The 26,272-nt window shown below is 48.6% G+C and carries 21 protein-coding genes; all 21 read left to right on the top strand.

Going from position 1 to position 26,272, the window contains the following annotated elements:
• Window positions 1–38: 38 nt before the first annotated feature.
• The 21 genes from L985_RS10620 (at window position 39) to L985_RS10520 (ending at window position 26,261) form a co-directional block, all read left to right on the top strand.
• Entirely contained in the window at window positions 39–779 is a 741-nt protein-coding gene (locus L985_RS10620; protein WP_029342046.1) for an undecaprenyl pyrophosphate synthase, read from the top strand.
• Window positions 780–798: 19 nt separating this feature from the next.
• On the top strand, window positions 799–1,599 hold the full coding sequence (locus L985_RS10615; protein WP_029342045.1) for a phosphatidate cytidylyltransferase: 801 nt from the start codon (window positions 799–801) through the stop codon (window positions 1,597–1,599).
• Window positions 1,600–1,613: 14 nt separating this feature from the next.
• Entirely contained in the window at window positions 1,614–2,768 is a 1,155-nt protein-coding gene (locus L985_RS10610; RefSeq protein ID WP_029342044.1) for a 1-deoxy-D-xylulose-5-phosphate reductoisomerase, read from the top strand.
• A gap of 14 nt (window positions 2,769–2,782) precedes the next feature.
• Window positions 2,783–4,024 carry an RIP metalloprotease RseP gene (rseP, locus tag L985_RS10605; RefSeq protein WP_047393836.1) on the top strand — a complete coding sequence of 414 codons (1,242 nt, stop codon included), beginning with the start codon at window positions 2,783–2,785 and terminating at the stop codon, window positions 4,022–4,024.
• A 34-nt stretch (window positions 4,025–4,058) separates the two neighbouring features.
• Window positions 4,059–5,759 carry a proline--tRNA ligase gene (locus L985_RS10600; RefSeq protein ID WP_047393839.1) on the top strand — a complete coding sequence of 567 codons (1,701 nt, stop codon included), beginning with the start codon at window positions 4,059–4,061 and terminating at the stop codon, window positions 5,757–5,759.
• A gap of 147 nt (window positions 5,760–5,906) precedes the next feature.
• Window positions 5,907–10,178, top strand: coding sequence for a PolC-type DNA polymerase III (locus L985_RS10595; protein ID WP_197499346.1), 4,272 nt, complete (start codon window positions 5,907–5,909; stop codon window positions 10,176–10,178).
• 129 nt (window positions 10,179–10,307) lie between these two features.
• Window positions 10,308–10,775, top strand: a complete 468-nt coding sequence (rimP, locus tag L985_RS10590; protein ID WP_023468684.1) for a ribosome maturation factor RimP — start codon at window positions 10,308–10,310, stop codon at window positions 10,773–10,775.
• A 17-nt stretch (window positions 10,776–10,792) separates the two neighbouring features.
• The gene (nusA, locus tag L985_RS10585) at window positions 10,793–11,902 is read left to right on the top strand and encodes a transcription termination factor NusA (RefSeq protein ID WP_023468683.1); all 1,110 of its coding nucleotides are present in this window, start codon (window positions 10,793–10,795) and stop codon (window positions 11,900–11,902) included.
• A gap of 3 nt (window positions 11,903–11,905) precedes the next feature.
• Entirely contained in the window at window positions 11,906–12,175 is a 270-nt protein-coding gene (gene rnpM / locus L985_RS10580; protein ID WP_023468682.1) for an RNase P modulator RnpM, read from the top strand.
• Window positions 12,168–12,470 carry a YlxQ family RNA-binding protein gene (locus L985_RS10575; RefSeq protein ID WP_023468681.1) on the top strand — a complete coding sequence of 101 codons (303 nt, stop codon included), beginning with the start codon at window positions 12,168–12,170 and terminating at the stop codon, window positions 12,468–12,470. Before rnpM ends, L985_RS10575 begins: the two co-directional genes overlap by 8 nt.
• 15 nt (window positions 12,471–12,485) lie before the next feature.
• On the top strand, window positions 12,486–14,657 hold the full coding sequence (gene infB, locus L985_RS10570) for a translation initiation factor IF-2 (RefSeq protein WP_047393846.1): 2,172 nt from the start codon (window positions 12,486–12,488) through the stop codon (window positions 14,655–14,657).
• A gap of 39 nt (window positions 14,658–14,696) precedes the next feature.
• Window positions 14,697–15,038, top strand: coding sequence for a 30S ribosome-binding factor RbfA (gene rbfA / locus L985_RS10565; RefSeq protein ID WP_023468679.1), 342 nt, complete (start codon window positions 14,697–14,699; stop codon window positions 15,036–15,038).
• Window positions 15,039–15,089: 51 nt separating this feature from the next.
• Entirely contained in the window at window positions 15,090–15,998 is a 909-nt protein-coding gene (gene truB / locus L985_RS10560; protein ID WP_047393849.1) for a tRNA pseudouridine(55) synthase TruB, read from the top strand.
• A gap of 16 nt (window positions 15,999–16,014) precedes the next feature.
• On the top strand, window positions 16,015–16,944 hold the full coding sequence (locus tag L985_RS10555; RefSeq protein WP_029342039.1) for a bifunctional riboflavin kinase/FAD synthetase: 930 nt from the start codon (window positions 16,015–16,017) through the stop codon (window positions 16,942–16,944).
• Window positions 16,945–17,067: 123 nt separating this feature from the next.
• Window positions 17,068–17,337 carry a 30S ribosomal protein S15 gene (rpsO, locus tag L985_RS10550; RefSeq protein WP_023468676.1) on the top strand — a complete coding sequence of 90 codons (270 nt, stop codon included), beginning with the start codon at window positions 17,068–17,070 and terminating at the stop codon, window positions 17,335–17,337.
• A 138-nt stretch (window positions 17,338–17,475) separates the two neighbouring features.
• On the top strand, window positions 17,476–19,695 hold the full coding sequence (pnp, locus tag L985_RS10545; RefSeq protein ID WP_029342038.1) for a polyribonucleotide nucleotidyltransferase: 2,220 nt from the start codon (window positions 17,476–17,478) through the stop codon (window positions 19,693–19,695).
• Between the two features lie 74 nt (window positions 19,696–19,769).
• Window positions 19,770–21,002, top strand: coding sequence for a M16 family metallopeptidase (locus L985_RS10540; protein WP_047393854.1), 1,233 nt, complete (start codon window positions 19,770–19,772; stop codon window positions 21,000–21,002).
• A gap of 59 nt (window positions 21,003–21,061) precedes the next feature.
• Window positions 21,062–22,525 (top strand): UDP-N-acetylmuramoyl-L-alanyl-D-glutamate--2,6-diaminopimelate ligase, encoded by a 1,464-nt coding sequence (locus tag L985_RS10535; RefSeq protein WP_047393857.1) that lies wholly within the window; start codon window positions 21,062–21,064, stop codon window positions 22,523–22,525.
• A complete protein-coding gene (locus L985_RS10530; protein ID WP_029342035.1) occupies window positions 22,522–23,781 on the top strand; it encodes a lipid II:glycine glycyltransferase FemX in 1,260 nt (419 codons plus the stop codon). The genes L985_RS10535 and L985_RS10530 overlap by 4 nt, the downstream gene beginning before the upstream one ends.
• The gene (locus L985_RS10525; RefSeq protein ID WP_029342034.1) at window positions 23,781–24,443 is read left to right on the top strand and encodes a M15 family metallopeptidase; all 663 of its coding nucleotides are present in this window, start codon (window positions 23,781–23,783) and stop codon (window positions 24,441–24,443) included. Before L985_RS10530 ends, L985_RS10525 begins: the two co-directional genes overlap by 1 nt.
• Window positions 24,444–24,596: 153 nt before the next feature.
• A complete protein-coding gene (locus L985_RS10520) occupies window positions 24,597–26,261 on the top strand; it encodes a ribonuclease J (RefSeq protein ID WP_047393861.1) in 1,665 nt (554 codons plus the stop codon).
• Window positions 26,262–26,272 lie beyond the last annotated feature (11 nt).

Here is a 26,272-nt window from a genome sequence, read left to right as displayed (position 1 = left end):
AGTCCCTTTCTTCATAATTGAGAGAGGAGGAAGTGCGGATGTTTCAATGGTTGAATCAGACGAAAGAAACCGAAACCTATGATCGGGTGCCTGAACACGTCGCTATCATCATGGACGGAAACGGTAGATGGGCACAAAAACGCGGGCTTCCACGTATCATGGGACATCGCGAAGGCATGAAATCGATTCGTGAAGTTGTTCGGGTTGCAAATGAACTCGGCGTTAAGAGTCTGACATTATATGCCTTCTCGACGGAGAATTGGACGCGCCCGGAAGAAGAAGTGAGCTTTCTCATGAAGCTGCCGGCACAATTTTTAGAGTCGGATTTAAAAGAGTTAGACGCGCAAAATGTCAAAGTCGAGGTAGCAGGAGAAGTGTCACGCCTCCCTCATTTCACACGTGAGGCAGTGGAACAAGCGAAACTGGATACGCAACACAATACAGGACTTCGTCTGATTTTCGCTCTGAATTATGGAGGACGCGATGAACTCGTACAAGTCATGCAAAAACTGGGCGCACAGGTTCAGGCAGGAACATTGTCACCGGATGCGATTACACCGGAGACGATCGAGCGCGAGCTAATGACAGGATCCGTAACCGATGTCGATTTCGTGATTCGAACGAGTGGCGAACAACGGTTATCGAATTTCTTACTTTGGCAAGCGGCGTACGCAGAGTTTTACTTTACAGACGTCTTGTGGCCAGAGTTTCGTCGGGATGCTTTCTTGGCAGCAATTGAAGATTACAATCAACGGACACGCCGATTTGGCGGCGTCTGATTAAATGAGGAACTAGCTTATGAAAACTCGGATTATCACAGGGATATGGGCAGGCGCCATCTTTTTGGCGCTTTTGTACATCGGTGGACTTCCCTTTTTAGCGTTTATGGCAATACTAACGATTCTCGGTTATACCGAGCTCGTCCGGATGCGACAATGGAGCGGCTCGCGCATTCCACGGATTTTATTCGGGATCGGCACGTTATTACCATTCGTCGGTATCTATGAAGAGGCAGTCGATCGGACACTCCCAATCGGACTTTCACCAATCGCTTGGGCAATGATCATTTTATTGATCGGTCTCTTTTGGAACGTGTTTTCGAAAAATGTCTTTACGTTCGATGATGTCGCCTTTTTACTGCTGACTGCGGTTTATGTCGGTGTCGGTTTTGCATCGTTCGCCTACATCCGCTTACTCGAACACGGATTAACGTGGTCGCTGTTGATCATTCTCTTGATCTGGTTTACGGATTCAGGGGCGTACTTCGTCGGGAAACGATTTGGTAAGAATAAACTGTGGCCATCAATCAGTCCGAATAAGACGATTGAAGGGGCAGTCGGTGGCGTGTTACTTGCCATCTTACTCGGTGTCGTGTTTGAAAGTATCGAACCGACAGTCGGTTTTGGAAAAGTCATTGTCCTTGCCATCATCGTTGCCGTCGTTGGCCAACTTGGTGACTTGGTCCAGTCCGCTTACAAACGCCATTATGGTGTGAAGGATTCTGGAACGTTACTACCGGGTCATGGTGGTATTCTAGATCGGTTCGACAGCATGATGATCGTCTTTACGGTCCTCGTCGTACTCGATATCTTTGCTTGAGGAGGCGCTTCATTATGAAGAAAATCAGTATCATCGGTGGAACAGGATCGATTGGTACGCAGACGCTCGATGTCATTGCGGCTAATCCAGACCTTTTTGAATTGACGAGTTTTGCATTTGGACGCAACACGACGGTCGCCGTACCGTGGTTGAATCGTTTGCAACCGATGCTTGTCGGAGTCCAAGATGAGACAACACGTCAAGAACTCGAGCAACAGTTGACTTATCAGCCAACAATCGTCATCGGTGAAGAAGGATTGCTTGATATCGTGACGCATCCTGAAGTCGATACGGTCATTACAGCGGTCGTAGGAGCTGTTGGCTTACGTCCAACGCTTGCCGCGATTGAGGCAGGTAAGACGATTGGTCTTGCGAATAAGGAGACACTCGTCACGGCAGGGCACCTTGTCATGAAGCTCGCGCGTGAAAAAAACGTGACGATTTTACCCGTCGATAGTGAGCATGCGGCGATTTTCCAATGCTTGAACGGTGAGCGGCGAGAAGATGTGCGTCAAATCATCTTGACGGCGTCAGGCGGAAGCTTCCGTGATCAATCACGTGAAGAACTGGCAGACGTGACGGTCGAACAAGCACTCGCGCATCCGAACTGGTCGATGGGAGCAAAAATCACGATTGATTCCGCAACGATGATGAACAAAGGATTCGAAGTCATTGAAGCGCACTGGTTATTTGATGTCGACTATGCGGACATCGATGTCGTCATTCATCGTGAATCCATCATCCACTCGATGGTCGAATTCAACGATGGAGCTGTCATGGCTCAGCTTGGTATGCCTGACATGCGAGAACCGATTCAGTACGCTCTTACATATCCGTCCCGTCTTGAAATCCAAGGGGGAGAACGGTTAAACTTAAAGGAAATCGGACGCTTACACTTTGCTGATGCATCATTTGAGCGTTATCCGTTGTTACGACTTGCTTTTGAAGCGGGTCAAGCCGGCGGATCGATGCCATCAGTACTCAATGCTGCGAACGAACAAGCGGTGGACCGTTTCTTAAAAGGGGACATTCGCTTTTTAGAAATCGAAGCGAGCGTCGAGGCGGCGCTTCAAGCTCATGAGCTTATCGAGGAGCCTTCTTTGGATCAAATCCTTGAAGCTGATCGATGGGCGCGTGAGTTCGTATCGTCTCTTACATTCGCTAACTAAGGATGGGATAAGTAATGACGACCTTTATTTCAATCGTGCTGATGTTCGGTGTACTCGTCGCCGTCCATGAATGGGGTCATCTCGTAATGGCGAAGCGGGCAGGTATTCTCTGTCGGGAATTCGCGATTGGATTTGGACCGAAGATCTTTTCAGTGTTTAAGAATGAGACGTTGTATACGGTACGCCTGTTGCCGATTGGCGGTTACGTCAAGATGGCGGGTGAAGAACCTGAACTCGTAGAGATCAAATCAGGTCAAACCGTTGGATTACAGTTAAAGGAAGGCGTCATCGAGACGATTTATTTCGATGCGGATCAGCCACAAGTCGATCAAGTCGTTACTGTCGAGCGGATTGACTTGTTGCGTCAACTCGAACTCGTTGGGTTACAAGACGAGACATCGGTTCGCTATCCTGTCTCACCGACAGCATTTCTTGTCGAAGGTCAGACACGGACACAAATTGCGCCATATGACCGCACATTTGGTTCGAAATCCGTATGGAAACGCGTCCTTGCGATTGCTGCAGGACCGTTCATGAACTTTGTCCTTGCGTTCGTCATTTTATTCGGTCTTGCCTTATATAATGGTTCTCCGACAGGGGAAAGCGTCATCGGAACAGTACAAAAAGGTTCACCTGCCGATCAAGCAGGACTTGTTGAAGGTGACCGGATTATCTCGGTCAACGGACAGGATACAGCAAAATGGACAGATTTACGTGCTGGATTCCAAGATCGTGCTGGGAAAGCGACAGAAGTAAAATATGAGCGTGATGGAAAAGAGACGACAACTGAGATCACGCCAAAAGTGCAACAGCAAGGGGAACAGAAGGTTGGCATCATCGGTGTCACGAATGAGACAGAAAAATCATTCGGAACAGCACTACAAACGGGCGTTTCAGAAACATGGCGGATGTCGACGCTTATCGTCGGAGCTGTTGGAGATCTCGTAACGGGTGTCGTTGGCGTCGATCAATTATCAGGACCAGTCGGGATCGTCAAAATGACCGATCAGGTCGCAGATAGTGGGTTCTCGATGCTATTGACATGGACAGCATTGTTGTCAGTCAACTTAGCAGTCTTCAACTTATTGCCACTTCCAGCACTTGACGGAGGACGATTGTTGTTCCTCTTCCTTGAAGCCTTACGCGGTAAACCAGTTGATCCTCAAAAAGAAGGATTGGTTCACTTCGTCGGTTTTGCGCTTTTGATGCTACTCATGCTCGTCGTCACTTGGAACGACATTCAAAAATTCTTTTAATTAATCACTCAGTCAAAGGAGTTCGTGACTCATTATGAAACAATCAAAACTATTCATGCCAACGTTGCGTGAAGTACCATCTGATGCAGAAGCCATCAGTCACCAACTCTTGCTTCGTGCAGGATTCATGCGTCAAAATGCCGCTGGGATCTATTCGTATCTACCACTCGCAAAACGAGTACTCGCAAACATCGAGACGATCATCCGTGAGGAATTAGAAGCGGCGGGTGCGCAAGAATTACTGATGCCAGCGATTCAACCAGCTGAACTATGGGAAGAAACAGGACGCTGGGATATCTATGGACCTGAATTAATGCGCTTGACGGATCGTCATGATCGCCGGTTCGCGCTCGGAGCGACGCACGAGGAACTGATCACTTCAATCGTTCGTGATGAATTGAACTCGTACAAAAAGTTACCGGTCAATCTCTTCCAGATTCAAATGAAGTACCGTGACGAACGTCGTCCACGTTTCGGTTTATTACGTGGTCGCGAGTTCATCATGAAGGACGCTTATTCGTTCCATTCTTCACAAGAGAGCTTAGACGAAGAGTATCAAAACATGTTTGATACGTATTCGCGGATTTTCACACGTGTTGGTCTTGAGTTCCGTCCAGTCGTCGCTGACTCAGGTGCGATTGGTGGTAGTGGAACACATGAGTTCCATGCGTTAGCAGCAATCGGTGAAGATACGATCGTCTACTCGGACCAATCGGATTATGCAGCGAACTTAGAGATGGCAGAGTCCATCGATGCCTATCCGAAGCAAGACAAAGCACCAGAAGCACTTGAAGAAGTGCATACGGCAGATGCGAAGACGATCGAAGCGGTCAGCGCACATCTGAATTTACCAGCAAACGAATCAATCAAGACCGTCATCTTCAAGACGGAGCAAGGACTTGTCATGGCACTTGTCCGTGGCGATCACGAAGTCAACGACATCAAGTTGAAAAACTATCTGGGTGCTCTCGACATCACGATGGCGAGCGACGAAGAGATTGAAGCAGCGCTTCACTCAACGCCTGGAACACTCGGACCGATCGGAGCAGACATGAAGATCGTCGCCGATTACGCGATCCGTGCCTTGACGAACGCTGTCTGTGGTGCGAACAAAGCGGAAACGCATTATATCCATGTCGACCCAAGCCGTGATTTCGAAGCCGACTATACGGATTTACGTTTCGTTGAAGAAGGTGACGCGTCACCAGACGGCAACGGCAACGTCAAATTCGCACGTGGTATCGAAGTCGGTCAAGTCTTCAAACTCGGCACACGTTACTCTGAAGGAATGGGAGCGACGTTCCTCGATGAAGGCGGTAAAGCGCAACCACTCATCATGGGTTGTTACGGCATCGGTGTCTCGCGGACATTGTCGGCAGTCGTCGAACAACATTATGATGAGCGCGGGATCATTTGGCCAAAAGCGATCGCACCATACGATGTCCATTTGATCGTCGTCAATGGTAAAAATGCGGAACAGCTTGAACTCGGAGAGACGCTATATCGTGAGTTGACAGCTGCAGGTTTTAGCGTCTTACTTGACGACCGGAAAGAACGAGCAGGCGTCAAGTTCGCCGATGCTGATTTGATCGGTCTACCGGTTCGTTTGAACGTCGGGAAAAAAGCGGCAGAAGGAATCGTCGAATTAAAAGCCCGTCGTGGTGGCGATGCAGAAGAAATTGGACAAGAACAAGTCGTTGAGGCTGTTCGTTCACTCTATGAAGGTTTAGAATAAAGTATGGAGACGGTCACTTTTCATAAAGTGACTGTTTTCTTGTCTCACACCCATTCGCCCCTTGGGCAATCCGCAAGAGGAGGAGGAGTTGCTGTCACGGTGTGAAGCGATCAGACAGCACAATTGCGAGTGGATACACAACAACGCATGTCACTGTTACTCAGTGACTTGGAATTACCGAACGGTATCATTGAAGAATACTTTAACGAAGCAGTCCTTGAGAAGCTTCGCGTTAATAAAGCAAAAGCAACCTGGACATTTGAGATCCGCTTGCCACATGTTTTACCCCAAAACGTTTATCAACTCTTTACGAGTCGCTTAGTCAGTCGGTATCAGCAATTCGCCGAAGTCAAAATCATCCTACATGCGGATAGTCGACCAGACGAACGCCTGTATCATGATTACTGGCCATACGTCGTGCAGGATCTCGCAGATGTCTCATCGGCGATGCGGACACAACTTGGACGGGTCTTACCGGAGTTCAAAGAACAGAAATTATTCATTCCGGTCCGGAGTGAACCGGAAGCAGGATTCTTAAAAAGTAGCTTATGTGGTGAGTTGCAGTTACTTTACAGTGCTTACGGATTTCCGAAATTCAACTGTGAACCGATTGTTCAAATCAACGAATCGAAACAAGAAGCGTTGCGCAATCAGGTGAAACAGGAAGACATGGAAGAAGCAAAACGGATGCTCGAGTTGCAATTCAAGCGGGAACAATCGCGGGATGACGATGAAGGACCGGTTGAGATCCGGATCGGGAAACCAATTCAAGATGAGATTGTCCCGATTAAGACGATCCAAGATGAGGAACGACGGATTGCGATCCGTGGTCTCGTCTTCTCGGCAGAGAGTCGTGAACTACGAAGTGGAAAGACGATCTTTACGTTCAAGATGACGGACTATACGGACTCCCTCGTCGTCAAGATGTTTGCGCGTGACGAAACAGACGTCAAGATCCTCTCAGCCATCAAAAAAGGGATGTGGATCCAGGCGGCAGGTCGCGTTGAGTTCGATACATTCCTACGCGATCTCTGTATGATGATTGCCCAACTGTCAGAAGTGAAGATGGAAGCACCGGCTGACCCTTGGGCAGGTGAGAAGCGTGTCGAGTTACATGCGCACTCGCAAATGAGTCAGATGGACGCTGTCATGAACGTGACGAAATACGTCGAACGCGCAGCAAAATGGGGTCATCCTGCTGTTGCGATCACGGATCACGCTGGCGCCCAAAGTTTCCCGGATGCCTACTATGCCGGAAAGAAAAACGATATCAAGGTACTATACGGAATCGAAGCGAATGTCGTCGATGACGGGGTGCAAGTCGCCTATCATCCGGTAGAACGTAACTTAGATGACGCGACATTCGTCGTCTTTGACGTCGAGACGACTGGTTTATCGGCGATGTACAACAAAATCATTGAACTCGCAGCCGTCAAGATCCACGACGGTGATATCATCGATAAGTTCGAAGCATTCGCGGATCCGAAACACCTGTTGTCGGCGACGACGATTGATTTGACAGGGATCACCGATGATATGGTCCGCGGAAAACCAGACCCGGAACAAGTCGTCAAGGAGTTCATGGACTGGGTCGGCGACTCGATTCTCGTTGCCCATAATGCTTCGTTTGATATCGGGTTCTTGAATGCGACACTCCGGTCTGGTGGACACGATGAATCGGTCTTGCCGGTCATTGATACGCTTGAGCTAGCCCGTGTCTTGATGCCGACGCTAAAAAATCACCGATTGAACACACTCGCGAAACGATTTGATATCGAATTGACGCAACATCACCGCGCCATCTATGACGCGGAAGCGACGGGATATTTGATGGTCAAGTTGCTTCAAATGGCAGATGAGATGTTCGACATGAAGACACACGCCTCACTCAACCGGGAGATGGGGAAAGATATCTCGCGGGCACGACCATACCACGCGACGGTCTATGCGAAGAACCGGACGGGCTTGAAGAATTTGTACCAATTGATTTCGATTGCTCATACGAAACACGTGCACCGTGTCGTCCGCACACCGCGCTCGCAACTCGTCGCGCACCGGGATGGTTTGATCATCGGATCAGCTTGCGATAATGGCGAAGTGTTTGATGCCGCTTTGAACAAGTCAGACGAAGATTTAGCGAAAGTGATGCAGTTCTATGATTTCATCGAGATTCAGCCACCCGCGATGTATGGTCATTTGATCGAGCGGGAAATCGTTCAGAATGAACTCGAACTGCGCGAACTGATCAAAAAAATCATCCGTGTCGCGGAAGAACATGATATCTTACCAGTTGCGACAGGGAACGTGCATTACCTCGATCAACATGACGCCACGTACCGGGAGATTTTGATCCGGACGCAAGGTGGAGCGAACATGCTGAACATGCGAAAACAACTGCCACCGGCACACTTCCGGACGACGAAGGAAATGATGGATGACTTCAAGTTCCTCGGGCCAGATGTATCGGAACGTCTCGTCATCACGAACAGTCAAGCCGTCGCGGAACAGTTCGAGAACATCGACATCATTCCAAAAGATCTCTATACACCAAAGATCGAAGGGGCGGATGAAGAAGTTCGGAACTTGTCGTACGATATGGCGCACCGGATTTACGGAGAGACGTTACCGGAAATCGTCGAAGCACGACTCGAAAAAGAGTTGAAGTCAATCATCGGTCACGGATTCGCCGTCATCTATTTGATTTCTCATAAACTCGTTAAAAAATCACTCGACGACGGCTATTTGGTCGGTTCACGGGGGTCGGTCGGATCAAGTCTCGTTGCGACGATGACCGAGATCACCGAAGTCAATCCCTTGCCGCCACACTATGTCTGTCCGAATTGTAAGGAATCGGAGTTCTTCGATGACGGTTCTGTCGGTTCGGGATTCGATTTACCGGATAAATCCTGTTCGAAATGTGATATCCCGTTATTTAAAGACGGTCATGATATTCCGTTTGAAACGTTCCTTGGATTTAAAGGGGATAAAGTACCGGATATCGATTTGAACTTCAGTGGAGAATATCAGCCGCAAGCACACGCCTATACGAAAGTCTTGTTCGGTGACGATTACGTCTACCGTGCCGGAACAATCGGAACGATTGCCGAGAAGACGGCGTATGGCTATGTCAAAGGGTATCAGTCGGAGAATGAGCTGACGTATCGGAATGCGGAAGTCGATCGTCTCGTCAGTGGTGTCACCGGCGTCAAACGAACGACTGGGCAACACCCAGGTGGGATCATCGTCGTACCGGACTATATGGATATTTATGATATTAGTCCGATTCAATATCCGGCAGATGATATGGGTTCTGAATGGAAGACGACACACTTTGACTTCCACTCGATTCACGATAACTTACTCAAACTCGATATCCTCGGTCACGATGACCCGACCATGATTCGGATGCTACAGGATTTATCAGGACGAGATCCGAAGACGATTCCGGTCGATGACCCGGAAGTCATGAAAATTTTCAGTTCGACGGAATCGATCGGCGTGACGCCGGAGCAAATCGATTCAAAAACGGGAACGCTCGGTATTCCCGAGTTTGGAACAAAGTTCGTCCGCCAAATGTTAGAAGAGACGAAACCGACGACGTTCTCGGAGCTCGTCCAGATTTCAGGACTCTCGCACGGAACGGATGTCTGGCTCGGAAACGCCAGCGAATTGATCTACAACGGAACATGTGAATTAAAAGACGTCATCGGTTGTCGAGATGACATCATGGTCTACTTGATCTATGCCGGTCTTGAACCGTCACTTGCTTTTAAAATCATGGAGTCGGTCCGAAAAGGGAAAGGACTCTCGATTGACATGGAAGAGGCGATGATCGAGAACGATGTGCCGCTCTGGTATATCGATTCTTGTAAGAAAATCAAGTACATGTTCCCGAAAGCCCATGCTGCTGCCTATGTCTTAATGGCTGTTCGGATCGCCTACTATAAAGTCCATCATCCAATGTATTACTACGCTTCGTACTTTACGGTACGTGCGGGTGACTTTGATATCGGTGCGATGAATAAAGGCTCTGCAGCCGTCCGGAAAGTCTTGCAAGACATCAAGGATAAAGGATTCGAGGCAACGGCGAAGGACAAGGGATTGTACACGGTTCTTGAAATCGCGCTTGAGATGATCGAACGGGGCTTTACGTTCCAAAAGGTCGATCTCTACCGCTCAAGTGCAACGGAATTCCTCATTGACGGGGATACGTTGTTACCACCGTTTAATGCCGTGACAGGTCTCGGGACGAATGCAGCGAAGCAAATCGTCGAAGCACGTAAAGGTGGCGAATTCCTCTCGAAGGAAGACCTCCAAAAACGTGCCAAGTTATCGAAAACGATCATCGAGACACTCGATAACCTAGGCTGTCTCGAAGGGTTACCGGACGAGAATCAGCTCTCCTTGTTCGACTTGTAAGCCCTTAGGAACACTTGCTTTGAGCGCTTTCCTATGCTATATTGAGTGAGGAAATGTTTTTTATACTACGACTTGGAAGGAGTAGGGGGACCTGCTCCTTTCTTGTTTGTTTTTTGAAGGAGGATGAAGATGACGAACGTAACGGAAAAGGTCGAAGCGCTCGCAAAACCAATCGTCGAACGAGAGGGGATGGAGCTAGTCGACGTTGAATTCGTCAAAGAAGGGGCGGATTGGTTCCTACGTGTCTCCATCGACAAAGAGGGTGGCGTGGATCTTGAAGACTGCGTCAAAATCAATGAACAGTTATCGGAAGCATTGAATGACAATGATCCGATCGACGAGCCGTATTACCTCGACGTCGCTAGTCCAGGAGCGGAACGTCCACTGAAGAAAGACGAGGACTTCGAAAAGGCGATTGGGAAACATGTGTATATCAAAACGCACGATCCAGTAAAGAATGCGGTTGAATTCGAAGGAACGTTGCTCGCGTACACACCTGAGATGCTTGAAATCGAAGTGCGTGTCAAAACAAGAAAATTGAAAATTGAGATACCGGTCGACAAGATTTCACTTGCGCGACTTGCGGTAATGTTCTGACGGAAAGGAAGAGAACGATGGGACCACAGTTACTCGAGGCGATCAATCAAATCGCGAAAGAGAAGGAAATTGACAAGAACATCATCATCGATGCGCTCGAACAGGCATTGATTTCAGCGTACCGACGCAACTTCGGAAAAGAATCGGAGGCTGTAAAGGTCGAATTCGACCAGCAGACAGGAGACATCCGTGTCTTCGCACTCAAGGAAGTCGTCGAACGATTGACACAACCAGAAGAGCAACTTTCGCTTGAAGAAGCGCACGAGATCGATCCGACATATGAACTCGGCGATTTCCATAAAGTCGAAGTGACGCCAGGCGACTTCGGTCGTGTTGCGGCACAAACGGCGAAGCAGATCGTCACACAAAAAATGCGTGAAGCAGAACGTGAACGCATCTACAATCACTTTGCGGATCGTGAAGATGAGATTATGACAGGTATCGTTGAGCGTCAAGATGCACGCAACTTGTACGTCAACCTAGAAGGTATCGAAGCTGTCTTGACGACACACGAGCAAATGCCGAACGAGCGTTTCGGGATTCGTGATCGCATCAAGGTGTACGTCACGAAGGTTGATCCGATGGTCAAAGGATCAGGGGCATCGATTCTCGTATCACGGACACATCCAGGTCTCTTAAAACGTCTCTTCGAAATCGAAGTACCAGAGATTTCAAGTGGCGAAGTCGAAGTTAAGTCTGTGGCGCGTGAAGCGGGCGACCGTTCGAAAATCGCAGTCGCAGCGGACGACATCGATCCAGTCGGTGCATGTGTCGGGCAAAAAGGGGCACGTGTTCAACGCATCGTCAATGATTTGAACGGGGAAAAAATCGATATCGTCCGTTACTCGGATGATCCGAAAGAATATGTTGCGAATGCACTCAGCCCAGCTCAAGTCGTTGCGGTCTACGTCAACGAACCGGCGAAAGCGACGATTGTCGTCGTTCCGGATTTCCAATTGTCACTTGCAATCGGGAAACGTGGTCAAAACGCGCGTCTCGCAGCGAAGTTGACAGGATGGAAAATCGACATTAAGAGCGAGTCTGAAGCGGAAGCGATGGATCTCGAAGATGTCTTCGCGACGGAAGAGCCGGCAGTAGAAGCGGTCCAAGTCGAAGGCGAGGAATAATTCGTGCAAAAAAAGGTACCATTACGCAAGTGTGTCATCACACAAGAAATGAAGCCGAAAAAAGAATTAATTCGTGTCGTCCGAACACCTGAACAAGAGGTCGTCATCGATTTAAATGGTAAGATGAATGGGCGAGGTGCCTATTTATCGAAAGATGCGGCAGTCATTGCGACGGCGAAGAAAAAACGGACGCTTGATCATCATTTGAAGGTCAAGACGACAGATGCCTTATACGATGAATTGCTTGAAATCGCGGGAGGTACAAATGAGTAAATGGGAATCCCTTCTCGGTCTCGCGAATCGAGCTAGAAAAGTGACGACGGGAGAAGAACTCGTACTGAAAGAAGTACGAGGAGGACAAGCGAAGCTTGTTCTCTTAGCAGCAGATGCGGGGGCTGCCACGCGTAAGAAAGTCACAGATAAATGTACGAGTTATCAGGTTCCTTACCTAGAAGTCGCCGACCGGACGATTCTCGGTCAAGCATTAGGAAAGGATGCGCGTGTTGTCGTGTCAGTCAATGAAGCCGGATTTGCGAAAAAGCTAACTGAACTCCTCTCGAACGACTAATTGGAGGTGGATCCTTTGGGTAAACGTGTATACGAATTCGCCAAGGAACAAAACGTAACAAGTAAGCAGGTCATCACCCAGCTCGAAAAGCTGGAGAAACCAGTCAAGAATCATATGGCAGTATTAGATGAACAGACAGTACAGCAACTCGATCAAGTATTTAATCCCGAAAAATATCGGGCTCAAAAGACGGAGGCTCCAAAACAAGTGAAATCAGATAATAAACCGAACCGACCAGGAAGTACAAACAAACCAGCAGGTAACCAATCACGTAACAGCAAAGGCGGACGCCCAGAATTCGGCAACCGTAACAACCGTGGCGGCAAACGTCGTCCGAACCAAAAGAAAGCAGAACCGCGTAAACTCGAAGTAGCGGATCCGAACTCGAAGTCGAGTCAACGGAAAGCAGCTCGCCGGGCGCAAGAAGAGGCGATGGCAAACGTCGTTCAATACTCTGATAACTTGACAGTCGGTGAACTCGCTGAAAAAATGGCGAAAAAACCAAATGAATTGATCATGAAATTGATGGGTCTCGGTGTCATGGCGACAATCAACCAAGATCTTGATGACGAGACAGTCGAACTGCTCGCGACAGAGTTTGGTTTTGAAGTCGAAAAGACAGTCCAAGTCGATGAGACGGACTTTGATCAATATGAATTGAACCTTGACAAGTACGAATTGTCTGAGCGTCCACCGGTCGTTACGATCATGGGACACGTCGACCACGGTAAAACGACATTGCTCGACTCGATCCGTAACACGAAGGTCACTGCAGGCGAAGCCGGCGGGATCACGCAGCACATCGGTGCTTACCAAGTTGAGATCGACGGCAAGAAGATCACGTTCCTCGATACACCAGGTCACGCGGCGTTCACGACGATGCGTGCACGTGGAGCAGATGTCACGGATATCGCGATCATCGTCGTTGCAGCCGATGACGGTGTCATGCCGCAGACGGAAGAAGCGATCAGCCACGCGAAAGCAGCTGGCGTTCCAATCATCGTTGCGGTCAACAAGATGGATAAAGAGGGTGCGAACCCTGACCGTGTCAAACAAGAATTGACAGAGTTCGAACTCGTTGCAGAAGACTGGGGCGGCGATACGATCTTCGTACCGGTTTCAGCTCTTAAAGGAGACGGCATCGACGAATTGCTCGAGATGATCCTTCTCGTTTCAGAAGTTCAAGAATACAAATCAACACCAGACATGAACGGTCGCGGAACAGTCATCGAGGCGAAACTCGATAAAGGACGCGGTCCAGTCGCTACACTTCTCGTTCAACACGGAACACTTCGTGTTGGTGACCCGATCGTCGTCGGTCACACGTTCGGTCGTATCCGGGCAATGGTCAACGATATCGGTCGTCGTGTCAAAGAAGTCGGACCATCGACGCCAATCGAAATCACAGGTTTAAACGATGTTCCGAAAGCGGGCGATCAATTCTTCGCATTCGAAGATGAGAAAAAAGCACGTCAAATCGGTGAAGCACGTTACCAACGTGAAATCGAAGCACAACGTCGCGATTCAGCGAAAGTTAGCTTAGAAGATCTCTTCGACCGCATCAAAGAAGGCGAAGTTAAGGACCTCAACATCATCATCAAAGGTGACGTTCAAGGTTCAGTTGAAGCCTTAGCCGGTTCATTGAAGAAAATTGATGTCGAAGGTGTTAAAATTAACATCGTACACTCAGGTGTTGGTGCGATCACAGAAGGTGACGTTATCCTCGCCTCAGCAGCAAATGCGATCATCATCGGATTCAACGTTCGTCCGGATGGTAACGCGAAATCAATGGCAGATCAGGAGAAAGTCGAAATTCGTCTTCACCGGATCATCTACAATGCGATTGAAGAAATCGAGCAAGCGATGAAAGGTCTCCTTGATCCTGAGTTCGTCGAGAAAATCATCGGTCAAGCTGAAGTCCGCGATGTCATCAAAGTATCGAAAGTCGGTACGATCGCAGGTGGATATGTCACGGAAGGTAAGTTAACGCGTGATGCAGGTGTCCGTGTCGTTCGTGATAGTATCGTCATCTACGAAGGAAAACTCGATACACTTCGCCGCTTCAAAGATGATGTCAAAGAAGTCGCTGCTGGTTACGAGTGTGGTATTAAGATCGAACGTTATGATGATGTGAAAGTTGATGATGTCATCGAAGCGTTCATTATGGAAGAAGTCAAACGGAAGTAACAGAACGGAATCCATTCTTCCGAACTGGAGGGAACAAACATGAGTTTACGCTCGAATCGTGTCGCCGAACAGGTGCGTAAGGAAATTACGCAACTGCTCATCAAAGATGTCAAGGATCCACGCGTCAAGCCGATTACCGTCACAGGTGTCGAAGTGACAGGAGACTTGCAACAAGCGACGATCTTCTATTCGGTCCTCGGTGACGAAAAAGCACGTGAGGATGCGCGCATCGGTCTTGAAAAATCAAAAGGCTTCATGCGTAAGGAAATCGGATCGCGGATTCGTCTACGGAAAACACCTGAACTGTTGTTCGAGGTCGATTCTTCTGTCGAATACGGATCACGCATTGATGAGTTGCTTCGGAATTTGAACAAAGATTAACACCTAAGGCAACCACGCGTGTGGTTGCCTTTTTTTCAAGGAGGACATCACGTGGAACCCATCGGAGTATTACCACTAGATAAACCAGCCGGAATGACCAGTCATGACTGTGTCTTTCGTCTACGTCGCTTGTTTCAGACGAAAAAAGTCGGACATACAGGGACACTTGACCCGGAAGTAACAGGTGTCTTACCGATCTGTCTCGGTCGAGCGACGAAGCTTGCCCGGTTCATCACGGATGAAGGAAAACGTTACGCGGCGGAAGTGACGATCGGCTTCGCAACGACGACGGAAGATGCACACGGGGAGACGGTTCGTGAAACACCGGTCGAGCCCGGAAGTATTACTGAAGAGGCAATCGCTGATATTCTGAGCGCATTGACAGGGGAGATCGAGCAGACGCCACCGTATTATTCAGCAGTCAAAGTGAACGGGAAGAAACTATACGAATATGCACGAAAAGGCATTGAAGTCGAGCGACCGACACGGATCGTCCGTATCGATCGATTGGAACGGACATCGGACCTTGTGTTCGAAGATGGTCTTTGTCGCTTCCGCCTCGATATCGCCTGTGGAAAAGGGACGTATATCCGGACGCTAGCAGTCGAAATCGGAGAACGCCTCGGTTATGCCGCACACATGAGCGACTTACGTCGGACAGGTTCTGGTGCGATTGCTGAGACGGACACCGTCACACTCGAGACGCTCGAATCATACGAGACAGTCGAAGAACGGATGCAACACGTCCTACCGATCGAACACGTCATCCAAAAATGGCCACGATTGACGGTCGATGCAGCAACAGCGCAGCGTGTCTTGAACGGAGCAAAGCTGACAAGCATTCCAGTCGAATTCGAGCTGTTTACTGTCTATAATGAAGAGGACGTACCTTTAGCACTATATCGACGTCTTCCAGAAGAACAGGTAGCACGCGTCGAGGTCATGCTACAAATCGATTAAGATCGGAGAGAGCATCATGGACATCATACATTTGACATATCCGGAACAGCCTCAAAAAGCCCCTGCTGTCATCGCACTTGGCTTTTTTGACGGTGTACATCTCGGACATCAGCAAGTCATCGCAGCAGCACGGAAAGAAGCGGAGGCTCGTCGCCTGCCTTTGGCTGTCATGACCTTTGATCCACATCCGAAACAAGTACTTGGTAAAGGGGATGAACCGGTCCGCTACATCACGCCGCTTGAACGTAAATTAGAGAAAATCGAACGCCTTGGTGTCGATCGTGTTTATGTAATTGAGTTCACGATTCCTTTCTCGGAATTGTCACCGCAAGCTTTCGTCGATGAATATCTGATTGCGTCTGGAGCAGAGCATGTCGTCGCTGGATTTGATTATTCCTACGGTCGCTTCGGAGCTGGCAAAATGACGACGCTTGATTTTCATAGTCGGGGCACGTTCACACACACCGTTGTAGCAGAGTTCCAAGAAGAAGCAGAAAAAATCAGCTCAACCCGGATTCGTCGTTTACTTGCTGCAGGAGAAGTCGAACCGGCTGCACGTTTGCTTGGTGAACCCTACCAAATCAAAGGTACAATCATTCACGGTGACGCACGCGGTCGACAAATTGGCTTCCCGACAGCCAACATGCGCCCAGAATTCGCCTACGTCATACCGAAACTTGGTGTGTATGCGACATTCGTTCGCTTAGCGGACGGTCGTCGATTCAAAGCGATGACGAACGTCGGCAGACGCCCGACGTTTTATGAGACGGGAGACGTCAGTATTGAGACACATCTTCTTGACTTTGATGAGGATCTTTATGGTCAAGAATTGACGCTTGAATGGATCGCTTACTTACGCGATGAAAAAGCCTTCAATGGTATCGATCAATTGAAAGAACAATTGGCACGGGACCGTGAAGAGGCAAATACACGATTAAGCGTTTGACAGTACGGACAGGGTTCGTTATGATAGGTCAGTACGATCACGTACAGCCGATTCACTTGGCATCTGGTCTCACCATCCGATGCTCGGGAATACGGTCATTTATAAGATGGAGGTGGAGTGACAATGGCACTCACAAAAGAACGTAAAAACGAAATCATCGAAGCATATGCTACGAAACAAGGCGATACTGGTTCGCCGGAAGTACAAGTTGCTGTTTTAACTGAACAGATCACAACTTTGAACGATCACTTACGTACACACAAAAAGGATCACCACTCACGTCGTGGTCTCTTGAAAATGGTCGGTCGTCGCCGTAACTTGCTCACATACCTTCGTAACAAGGATGTTGCACGTTACCGTTCGTTGATCGAGCGTCTTGGTCTCCGTCGCTAATCCCGACGAGAACGAGGTAGGGAAGCAGGAGCATCGTCTCCTGTTTCTTTTTTTTGCCGATTCATGGACTTTTTGCGCAAGAACCTACATAATTAGATTTGAATGAAAAAACGGATAGCAGTGAGAGGAGATTTGTGCATGTCACAAACAAAACAGACGTTTTCGACCGAACTCGGTGGACGTCCATTAACGATTGAAATCGGTCAATTAGCAAAACAAGCGAACGGAGCAGCATTGATTCGTTACGGCGATACAGCCGTTCTTGCTACGGTCGTTGCATCAAAACAACCGAAGGACTTAGATTTCTTCCCATTAACAGTGAACTATGAAGAAAAATTATATGCGGCAGGGAAAATCCCAGGTGGATTCCTCAAACGTGAAGGACGCCCTGGAGAGAGCGCGATCTTGACTTCGCGTCTGATCGACCGTCCGATCCGTCCACTATTCCCGGACGGTTTCCGTCACGACGTTCAAGTCGCGACGACGGTTCTTTCGTCAGATGCTGACAATTCACCAGAAGTCGCTGCGATGATCGGAGCTTCGATTGCGCTTTCGATCTCGGATATTCCCTTCGACGGTCCAATCGCAGGCGTGACAATCGGTCGCGTCGACGGAGAGTTCGTCGTGAACCCGACTTCAGCGCAAATGGAAGTTAGCGACATCGACCTTCAAGTTGCCGGAACGAAACATGCCGTCAACATGGTTGAAGCAGGTGCGAAGGAAGTATCGGAACAAGCAATGCTTGAAGCGATCTTGCTCGGACACGATGTCATCAAGGAAATGATCGCGTTCCAAGAAGAAATCGTCGCACAAGTCGGTAAAGAGAAGTTCGACTACACGGTATCAAGCTTCGATGAGACAATCGTCAATCGCCTGAAAACAGAAGCATTGGCAGAAGTCACACAAGCAGTTCAAGTCGAAGAAAAACAAGCACGTGACGTTGCCATCAACGAAGTCATCGCAAAATACATCGAGTTGTATGCAGCTGACGAGTCAGTCACAGCAGAGCAACTGGCAGAAGTATCAGGCGTTCTCAACAAGTTCGTCAAAGACGAAGTCCGTCGTCTCATCACGGAAGACAAAGTCCGTCCAGATGGTCGTGGTCTTGCTGAGATCCGTCCACTCGATTCAGAAGTCGGTCTCTTACCACGTGCACACGGTTCAGGTTTGTTCACTCGCGGTCAGACGCAAGTCTTGTCTGTTGCGACACTCGGTGTTGCGGGTGACGCTCAAATCATCGATGGTCTTGGTCTGAAGGAAGAGAAACGTTTCATGCACCACTATAACTTCCCGCCATTCTCAGTCGGAGAAGCACGTCCGATGCGTGCACCAGGTCGTCGTGAAATCGGTCACGGGGCACTTGGAGAACGCGCACTCTTGCCAGTTCTTCCGAATGAAGTCGATTTCCCGTACACGATTCGTCTCGTGTCGGAAGTCCTTGAGTCGAACGGTTCTTCATCACAGGCTTCAATCTGTGGTTCGATCCTTGCCATGATGGATGCTGGTGTTCCACTCAAAGCACCTGTCGCTGGTATTGCGATGGGCTTGATCATGGAAGGCGACAATTACTCGATCTTGACAGATATCCAAGGGATGGAAGATCATCTCGGAGATATGGACTTCAAAGTCGCTGGAACTCACGAAGGTGTCACAGCTCTGCAAATGGATATGAAAATTGGCGGGATCACGCGTCAAATCCTCGAAGAAGCACTCGAACAAGCACGTCTTGGTCGTCTGCACATTCTTGAGCATATGCAAACGGTCATCGCTGAACCACGTGTCGAATTGTCACAATACGCGCCAAAAATCGTCACACTCAAAATCAATCCAGATAAAATCCGTGATGTTATCGGACCTGGTGGTAAAGTCATCAACGGTATCATCGATGAGACAGGCGTCAAGATCGATATCGATCAAGACGGAACCGTCTTCATCGCATCGACGGATCAAGCTGGCATCGATCGTGCCCGTCAATTGGTCGAAGATATCGTCCGTGAAGTCGTCGTCGGAGAAGAGTTCGATGGAACAGTTCGTCGTGTTGAGAAATTCGGTGCATTCGTCGAATTGTTCAAAGGAAAAGACGCACTCGTCCACATTTCGGAACTCGCACTTAACCGTGTTGGTCAAACGGAAGATGTCGTCAAACTTGGAGATAAGCTAAAAGTCCGTGTCACAGAAATCGATGACAAGGGACGCGTCAACGCTTCGCACAAAGTCCTGCTCGTCGAAGGCTTAAGCGAAGAAGATCGTGCAGCGTATGAAGAAAAGAAAAAGACAGAGCGTGAGAACCGCCCGCCACGCCGGGATCAGGGTTCACGCCCACCACGTGACGGACAACGTCCACCACGTCGTAACTAATGAATCCAAGGTGGCTCGACGATGCAGAGAATGCAACGAGAGCCACCTTGTTTCCTATATTTGGAGGAATTACTATGATCGAACGGATACAATTAGAAAACGGAGTTCGACTGATCGTTGAACGAATGCCGGAAGCACGCAGCGTCGCGACCGGAATCTTCATTCAAGCAGGAAGCCGGACGGAACAGATCGAGGAGCATGGGATCAGTCATCTCATCGAGCATATGATGTTTAAAGGAACAAAACGCCATACGGCAAAAGAGATTGCGGTTTACTTTGACCGACTTGGTGGAAATATTAATGCGTTCACGAGTAAGGATCAAACGTGTTATTACGTCAAGACACTAGATGAACATGCAGGAGAAGCCTTTCACGTATTGGCGGACATGTTCCTCGAATCGACGTTTGACGCGGATGAACTGGAAAAAGAGAAAAAGGTCGTCATTGAAGAAATCAAGATGTACGATGACACACCGGATGATCTCGTCCATGAGTTATTAGCTGTTGCGGCTTACGGAGAGGATGTCATGGCTCGACCGATTCTTGGAACGGAAGAGAGTGTGCTTCGGATTGATCGAACGATGATCGGACGATATCTCGAAGAAGCGTATGCTCCGGATCAAATCGTCATTTCCGTTGCCGGAAACGTCTCAGACGAGTTGATTGCGCAGATTCAAGAGCGGATGTCAATCCTCGAATCACGATCGAAGACACGCGAGACGACAGAGCCAAGGTTACAAAATGGTGTGATTCGTAAGGAAAAGGATACGGAGCAGGCTCATATTTGTTATAATTTCCGTGCGATTCCTTCTGCTGATCCACGTTTGCCTGCCCTCGCCTTACTCAATAATGCATTCGGTGCGACGATGTCGAGTCGTTTGTTCCAATCCATCCGAGAGGAACGCGGTCTTGCCTATTCAGTCTTTTCCTATTACACGACGTTTGACGATCATGGAACGTTCACGATCTATGTCGGCACGTCTCCGGAATCAGTCGAAGAGGTCGAACAGGTCCTCGCTGCTGAAATCGATCGCTTGAAGCGGGATGGATTATCGACGAAGGAACTCGAAGATGGGATTGAACAGCTGAAAGGTTCTCTGATTCTAGGGAACGAAGGCACATCGAGTCACATGAATCGAAACGCCCGAAATGAGTTGCATCTGCATCGTCACCCATCACTTGAAGAAGTGTTAGCGGATGTCGAACGGATTCGTCCATCGGACATCGAAGGGCTGATTGAGCACATCTTTTCGGAGGAACCGGCAAAGGCCTATATTCTTCCGGCAGACGAAGAAGAGGAAGCATGATAGCAGAACGGAATAGATGAAACATATGAAATGACGATGTCGAGAAAGAAGGAATACCGTTGAATTTAGCTGAATTGATTCAAGTCATACAGACGCAAAAAATCGAACGAATGGTAGAGGTGGACGTTACGTCCATCACGACCGATTCACGGGATGTTAAACCGGGAACATTGTTCGTCGCCATCAAAGGATATACTGTTGATGGACACGACTATGCTAAACAGGCGGAAGCACAAGGAGCGGTCGCAATCGTCGCGGAACAACCGGTCGACGTGTCGATTCCTGTCATTCTTGTTCGTAGTACATCACGTGCCATTGCCGAGTTGGCTGGCAAATTCTATGATTATCCTTCTGAAAAGATGCGGATGATTGGTATTACGGGAACGAATGGGAAAACGACGACGACGACGATCGTCCGTGATATATTAGCGCACCTTGGTCGGAAGACGGGTATCATCGGTACGGTTGAAGTCAAGATTGGTGACCGCGTCGTGCCAAGTCGCAATACGACACCACAAAGCTCCGAGTTACAAGCATTTCTGCATCAGATGCATGAAGAAGATGTCCAAGATGTCATCATGGAAGTTTCTTCACATGGATTAGAGCTTGGTCGGGTAACGGGTGTCGATTACGACGTTGCGGGATTCACAAATCTGACGCATGATCACCTTGATTTCCACAAAACATTTGAAAACTATGCGCGTGCCAAAGGATTGTTGTTCGCACAACTCGGTCAACGGCTGTCGACAGAGAAAGTTGCAATCTTGAATGCGGATGATCCGACGAGTGAGCTGTATGAGATGATGACAGGTGCTCGTGTCATGACATACGGTATCGACAACGCAGCTGACCTCCGAGCAACGGCGATTGAACAGTCGCTTCAACAAACGACGTTCACGATGCTGTACAAGGAAAAACAAGTCGGTGTCACGGCGAATTTCATCGGTCGCTTCAACGTCTACAATCTGTTGCTTGCGACAGGGATCCTCTTATCTTGCGGATATGAGCTAGCGACGATCGCAGGCGCGATTTCAGCAATCCGTCCGGCAAAAGGTCGGATGCAACGCTTGCCGATTGAAGGATATAACGTCTATGTCGACTATGCGCATACGCCTGACGGTATCGAACAGTGTCTGAAAGCACTCGTTGACGTACCGAAGGAAAAGATCGTCTTCCTAATCGGGACAGGTGGAAACCGCGATGTTACGAAACGACCGAAGATGGGTGAACTCGCTTCGACGTACGCAGGAACCGTCGTCATCACGACGGATGATCCACGATATGAAGCGTATGATTCAATCACATCCGGCATCGCCAAAGGGATGACACACGATCAGTTCGTTGAAATCGGTGATCGGGAAGAGGCCGTACGTTACGCAGCACGTCTCGCACGACCAGATAATATCGTCATCTTAGCCGGTAAGGGCCATGAAAAATATCAAATCATTGGGGATGAGAAATTCCCGCTCGATGAGGAAATCATCGTCAAAGAGATGATACGGCAAATGGAGGAACAGAAGTGACTTATCAACCAATCGTTGTAACCATAGATCAATTTGAAACATTCGTAAAAACACATCCCAAAGGCGACTTACTCCAGCTTCCAGCATGGGGAGAAGTCAAAAGCGCGACAGGATGGACACATGAACGTATCGCGGTCGGAACGGCTTCCGGTGAGATTGCCGGAGTTGGTCTTCTTTTGTTCAAGAAAGTACCGAAGCTACCGTTCACGCTTTGTTATGCACCGCGCGGTTTCGTCGTCGATTATACAGATACGGACGCCCTTCGCGCCCTTCGTGACGAAGCGATTCGTGTCGCAAAACAACAGAAGGCAATTGCGATTAAATTTGATCCAAACGTCGAGCGGGAAGAATATCCTGGTCTGTTGCAGGAGATGCAAGGACTTGGCTTCAAACATAATGGCTTCGGTGGCGGTTTTGACTACGCGCAGCCACGCTTTACGATGGAGACGAGTCTTGTAGGGACAGAAAAAGAGATCTTCGACGGTTTCCATTCGAAGTTCCGCTACAACGTCCGCCTTGCTGAACGCAAAGGGATCGTATGCGAACAAGCAGATCGTGAAGGGCTAAAGACATTCGCGAAGCTGATGGTCGAGACGGGCGAACGGGATGGTTTTTCAATCCGCGGTCTGGATTATTTCGAAAATCTGTACGATCATCTTCACCCAAAAGGTGATGCAGTCTTGTTTTTGACGAAACTCGATGTCGTTCGTGCGCTTGAGAATACAGAAGCCTTATTACTTCAAGCTGACAAGGAACTCTCGAAAATTCATCGTCAACTCGAGAAAGAGACGGCCGAGAAGAAGCTAAAAAGCTTAAACAATCGCTTGGAGCAGACGACGGCACAAATCGAAAAAGCAGAGAAGTCGAAGACAGAACTGATGACGATTGCTGCTAAACATCCAAACGGTGTCATCCTGTCTGGTGGTCTTTTGACGCTTGCTGGTCGTCGCTCGTATTACTTATACGGCGCTTCATCGAACGAGTACCGGGAGTTCATGCCGAACCACTTGATGCAATGGACGATGATGCAATATGCAAAAGAACATGGTGCGCTCTCCTATGACTTCGGTGGAGTCAGTGGTTCGACAGACCCGGATGATCATTACGCGGGACTCTACGCCTTTAAATCTGGTTGGGGCAGCCGGATGATTGAAAAAATCGGTGAGTTCGATTATGTACTCAATCGTCCGCTCTATCTGTTGCTTGAGACTGGGTTACCGATTCTACAAAAACTTCGGAAGAAGCTTCGCCGCTGATGAAACGGGGAACAATCTTCGGTTGGATCGTATTTTTATTGACGATGTTTGCGATTGGATTGTTTCTTGCGGCATCCATGAATCGGATGCCGACGATTTTAATGGATCAACCGGAGCTCGGGATTGATAGTTGTCCACGAGACGTAGCAGGAGAAGATCGCTTAATCAATGCAAGTGAGCCAAACCTGAAGCGTCTCCACCCAGCTGTCGAAGCGGGGGCAAAGGATCTGATCCGTGTGGCACATTCTTGCTACAATATCGATATCAAGATTACGCAAGGATACCGCTCGATTCAGCAACAGAATGCGCTTTATGAACAAGGACGTTCTAAGGCAGGTGAAGTCGTCACGAATGCACGTGGTGGTGAATCGATGCATAATTATGGACTCGCTGTCGATTTTGTTCAGCTCGTGAATGGCCAGATTTCGTATGACCTTGAGTATGACGGGAATCGGTCAGGGAAAAGTGATTGGCGCGAAGTCGCGGATATCGGAAAAGCGCTCGGTTTCGAATGGGGAGGCGATTGGAAACGATTCGTCGACTATCCTCATTTTGAGATGACGTTCGGGTATTCGCTCGACGAACTGAAGGCTGGTGAACGTCCAAGCCGTTCGGAAAAAGCGAAACGAACGGAAGAAGTCGAAGATTTGTTGAATACGTAATCAACGTCATTCCTGGAGTAATGTGGCAGGAATGACGTTTTTTTTAGATTTCCTAGTCCGATTGTTGGCAGATTGTGAAAATTCGGCTAGAATAGTGATAGTGATAAGTGGACGGCTCACGAAAAGTGAATATGAATTATAGGAGGTCATGTTGTGTCAAAGAAGAAGACGGAAAAAGTAAGCGTCTTTGCTCTTGGTGGCGCCGGTGAGATCGGGAAGAACATGTACGTCGTCGAACTCGACGAGGACATCTTCGTCATCGATGCCGGATTAATGTTCCCAGGAGACGAGATGCTTGGAATCGATAAAGTCATTCCAGACATCAGTTATTTAAAAGAAAACAAAGAGCGGATTCAGGGGATTTTCATTACCCATGGTCACGAGGATCATATCGGGGCACTCAGTTACGTCTTGCGTGACTTAAAAATACCGGTTTACGGAACACGTTTGACGCTCGGTTTGATTGAACACAAATTAAAAGAAGCCGGTTTATTGAAAAAGGCAGATCTTCGTCCAATTGATGCCAAGACGAAATTAACCGTTGCAGGTCATTTTATTACGTTCTTCCGGGTCAACCACTCGATTCCGGATGCAGTCGGGGTATGTATTCAAACATCTCAAGGTGCGATCGTCCATACAGGGGATTTCAAATTCGATTACACACCAGTTGATGGAAAACAGGCGGATTTCGGGAAGATTGCAGCAATTGGTCAACGGGGAGTGCTTTGCTTACTGTCTGACTCAACGAATGCAGAGCGACCAGGGATGTCTGGATCAGAATCGATCGTCGGTTCTGAACTGAACGACGTCATCTATGAGGCACCAGGTCGTGTCATCGTAGCTTCATTCGCTTCGAACATTCATCGTCTACAACAAGTGTTTGCGGCAGCAGAAGCGAACAATCGAAAAGTAGCGGTCGTCGGTCGTAGCATGGTCAATAACGTCGAAGTGGCACAGCGTTTGAATTACTTACGCTTCAAACAGAAAACATTGATTGATCTATCTGACATCAACCGCCTCGACGATAACCAAGTCGTCATCTTGACGACAGGATCGCAAGGTGAGCCGATGGCAGCCTTGACACGAATGGCGCGTAATGCACATAAGCAAGTCAATATTCGCTTGAACGATACGGTCGTCGTTGCGGCTTCGCCGATTCCAGGTAACGAAAAGTCGGTTTCGAAAACGATCGATCTCTTATTCCGTGCTGGTGCGAATGTCATTTACAACCAACGGAAAGTACACGTGTCCGGTCACGGTCATGCGGAAGATCTGAAGCTAATGCTCAACTTGATCAAACCGAAATTCTTCCTACCGATTCACGGAGAATTCCGGATGCAAAAGGCACACAGTCGTCTCGCACAGACGGTTGGCGTCAATGCGAACAACATCTTCATTATCGAGAATGGGGATGTCGTTGAGTTCGAGAAGCGCAAAGCACGGATGTCGCGCAAAGTGAACGCTGGAAACGTCTTGATCGACGGAATCGGTGTGGGTGATGTCGGAAACATCGTCCTTCGTGATCGTCGCTTGTTATCGCAAGACGGTGTCGTCCTTTGTGTCATTACGATCAGCCGGAAAAACAAAACGATCGTCTCGGGACCAGAAATCATCTCTCGCGGATTCGTCTACATGCGTGAATCAGAGGATATGATCAACGAAGCGAACCGAATCGTTGCGAAACAACTACAAGGTAAATTAAACGGAGAATTGGATTGGACGGAGATGAAGTCGTTGATTCGAGATAAACTGAGTGCTTATCTCTATGAACAGACGAAACGCCGCCCGATGATTCTTCCGATCATCATGGAGATTTAACAAACGAGCGG

The sequence above is a fragment of the Exiguobacterium sp. ZWU0009 genome (assembly GCF_000798935.2).
Classification (GTDB): Bacteria; Bacillota; Bacilli; order Exiguobacteriales; family Exiguobacteriaceae; genus Exiguobacterium_A; species Exiguobacterium_A acetylicum.
Note: the sequence above shows the minus strand (reverse complement) of the source record. Positions and strands in the feature narration are given on the sequence as shown.

Bases quoted from the DNA above. Each gene is read 5' to 3' on its own strand.
- rpsO (WP_023468676.1), top strand. From the start codon at position 17,068: ATGGCACTCACAAAAGAACGTAAAAACGAAATCATCGAAGCATATGCT.
- pnp (WP_029342038.1), top strand. From the start codon at position 17,476: ATGTCACAAACAAAACAGACGTTTTCGACCGAACTCGGTGGACGTCCA.
- L985_RS10595 (WP_197499346.1), top strand. From the start codon at position 5,907: ATGTCACTGTTACTCAGTGACTTGGAATTACCGAACGGTATCATTGAA.
- L985_RS10620 (WP_029342046.1), top strand. From the start codon at position 39: ATGTTTCAATGGTTGAATCAGACGAAAGAAACCGAAACCTATGATCGG.
- L985_RS10615 (WP_029342045.1), top strand. From the start codon at position 799: ATGAAAACTCGGATTATCACAGGGATATGGGCAGGCGCCATCTTTTTG.
- rimP (WP_023468684.1), top strand. From the start codon at position 10,308: ATGACGAACGTAACGGAAAAGGTCGAAGCGCTCGCAAAACCAATCGTC.
- L985_RS10540 (WP_047393854.1), top strand. From the start codon at position 19,770: ATGATCGAACGGATACAATTAGAAAACGGAGTTCGACTGATCGTTGAA.
- nusA (WP_023468683.1), top strand. From the start codon at position 10,793: ATGGGACCACAGTTACTCGAGGCGATCAATCAAATCGCGAAAGAGAAG.
- L985_RS10555 (WP_029342039.1), top strand. From the start codon at position 16,015: ATGGACATCATACATTTGACATATCCGGAACAGCCTCAAAAAGCCCCT.
- L985_RS10600 (WP_047393839.1), top strand. From the start codon at position 4,059: ATGAAACAATCAAAACTATTCATGCCAACGTTGCGTGAAGTACCATCT.
- rbfA (WP_023468679.1), top strand. From the start codon at position 14,697: ATGAGTTTACGCTCGAATCGTGTCGCCGAACAGGTGCGTAAGGAAATT.
- L985_RS10525 (WP_029342034.1), top strand. From the start codon at position 23,781: ATGAAACGGGGAACAATCTTCGGTTGGATCGTATTTTTATTGACGATG.
- L985_RS10610 (WP_029342044.1), top strand. From the start codon at position 1,614: ATGAAGAAAATCAGTATCATCGGTGGAACAGGATCGATTGGTACGCAG.
- L985_RS10575 (WP_023468681.1), top strand. From the start codon at position 12,168: ATGAGTAAATGGGAATCCCTTCTCGGTCTCGCGAATCGAGCTAGAAAA.
- rseP (WP_047393836.1), top strand. From the start codon at position 2,783: ATGACGACCTTTATTTCAATCGTGCTGATGTTCGGTGTACTCGTCGCC.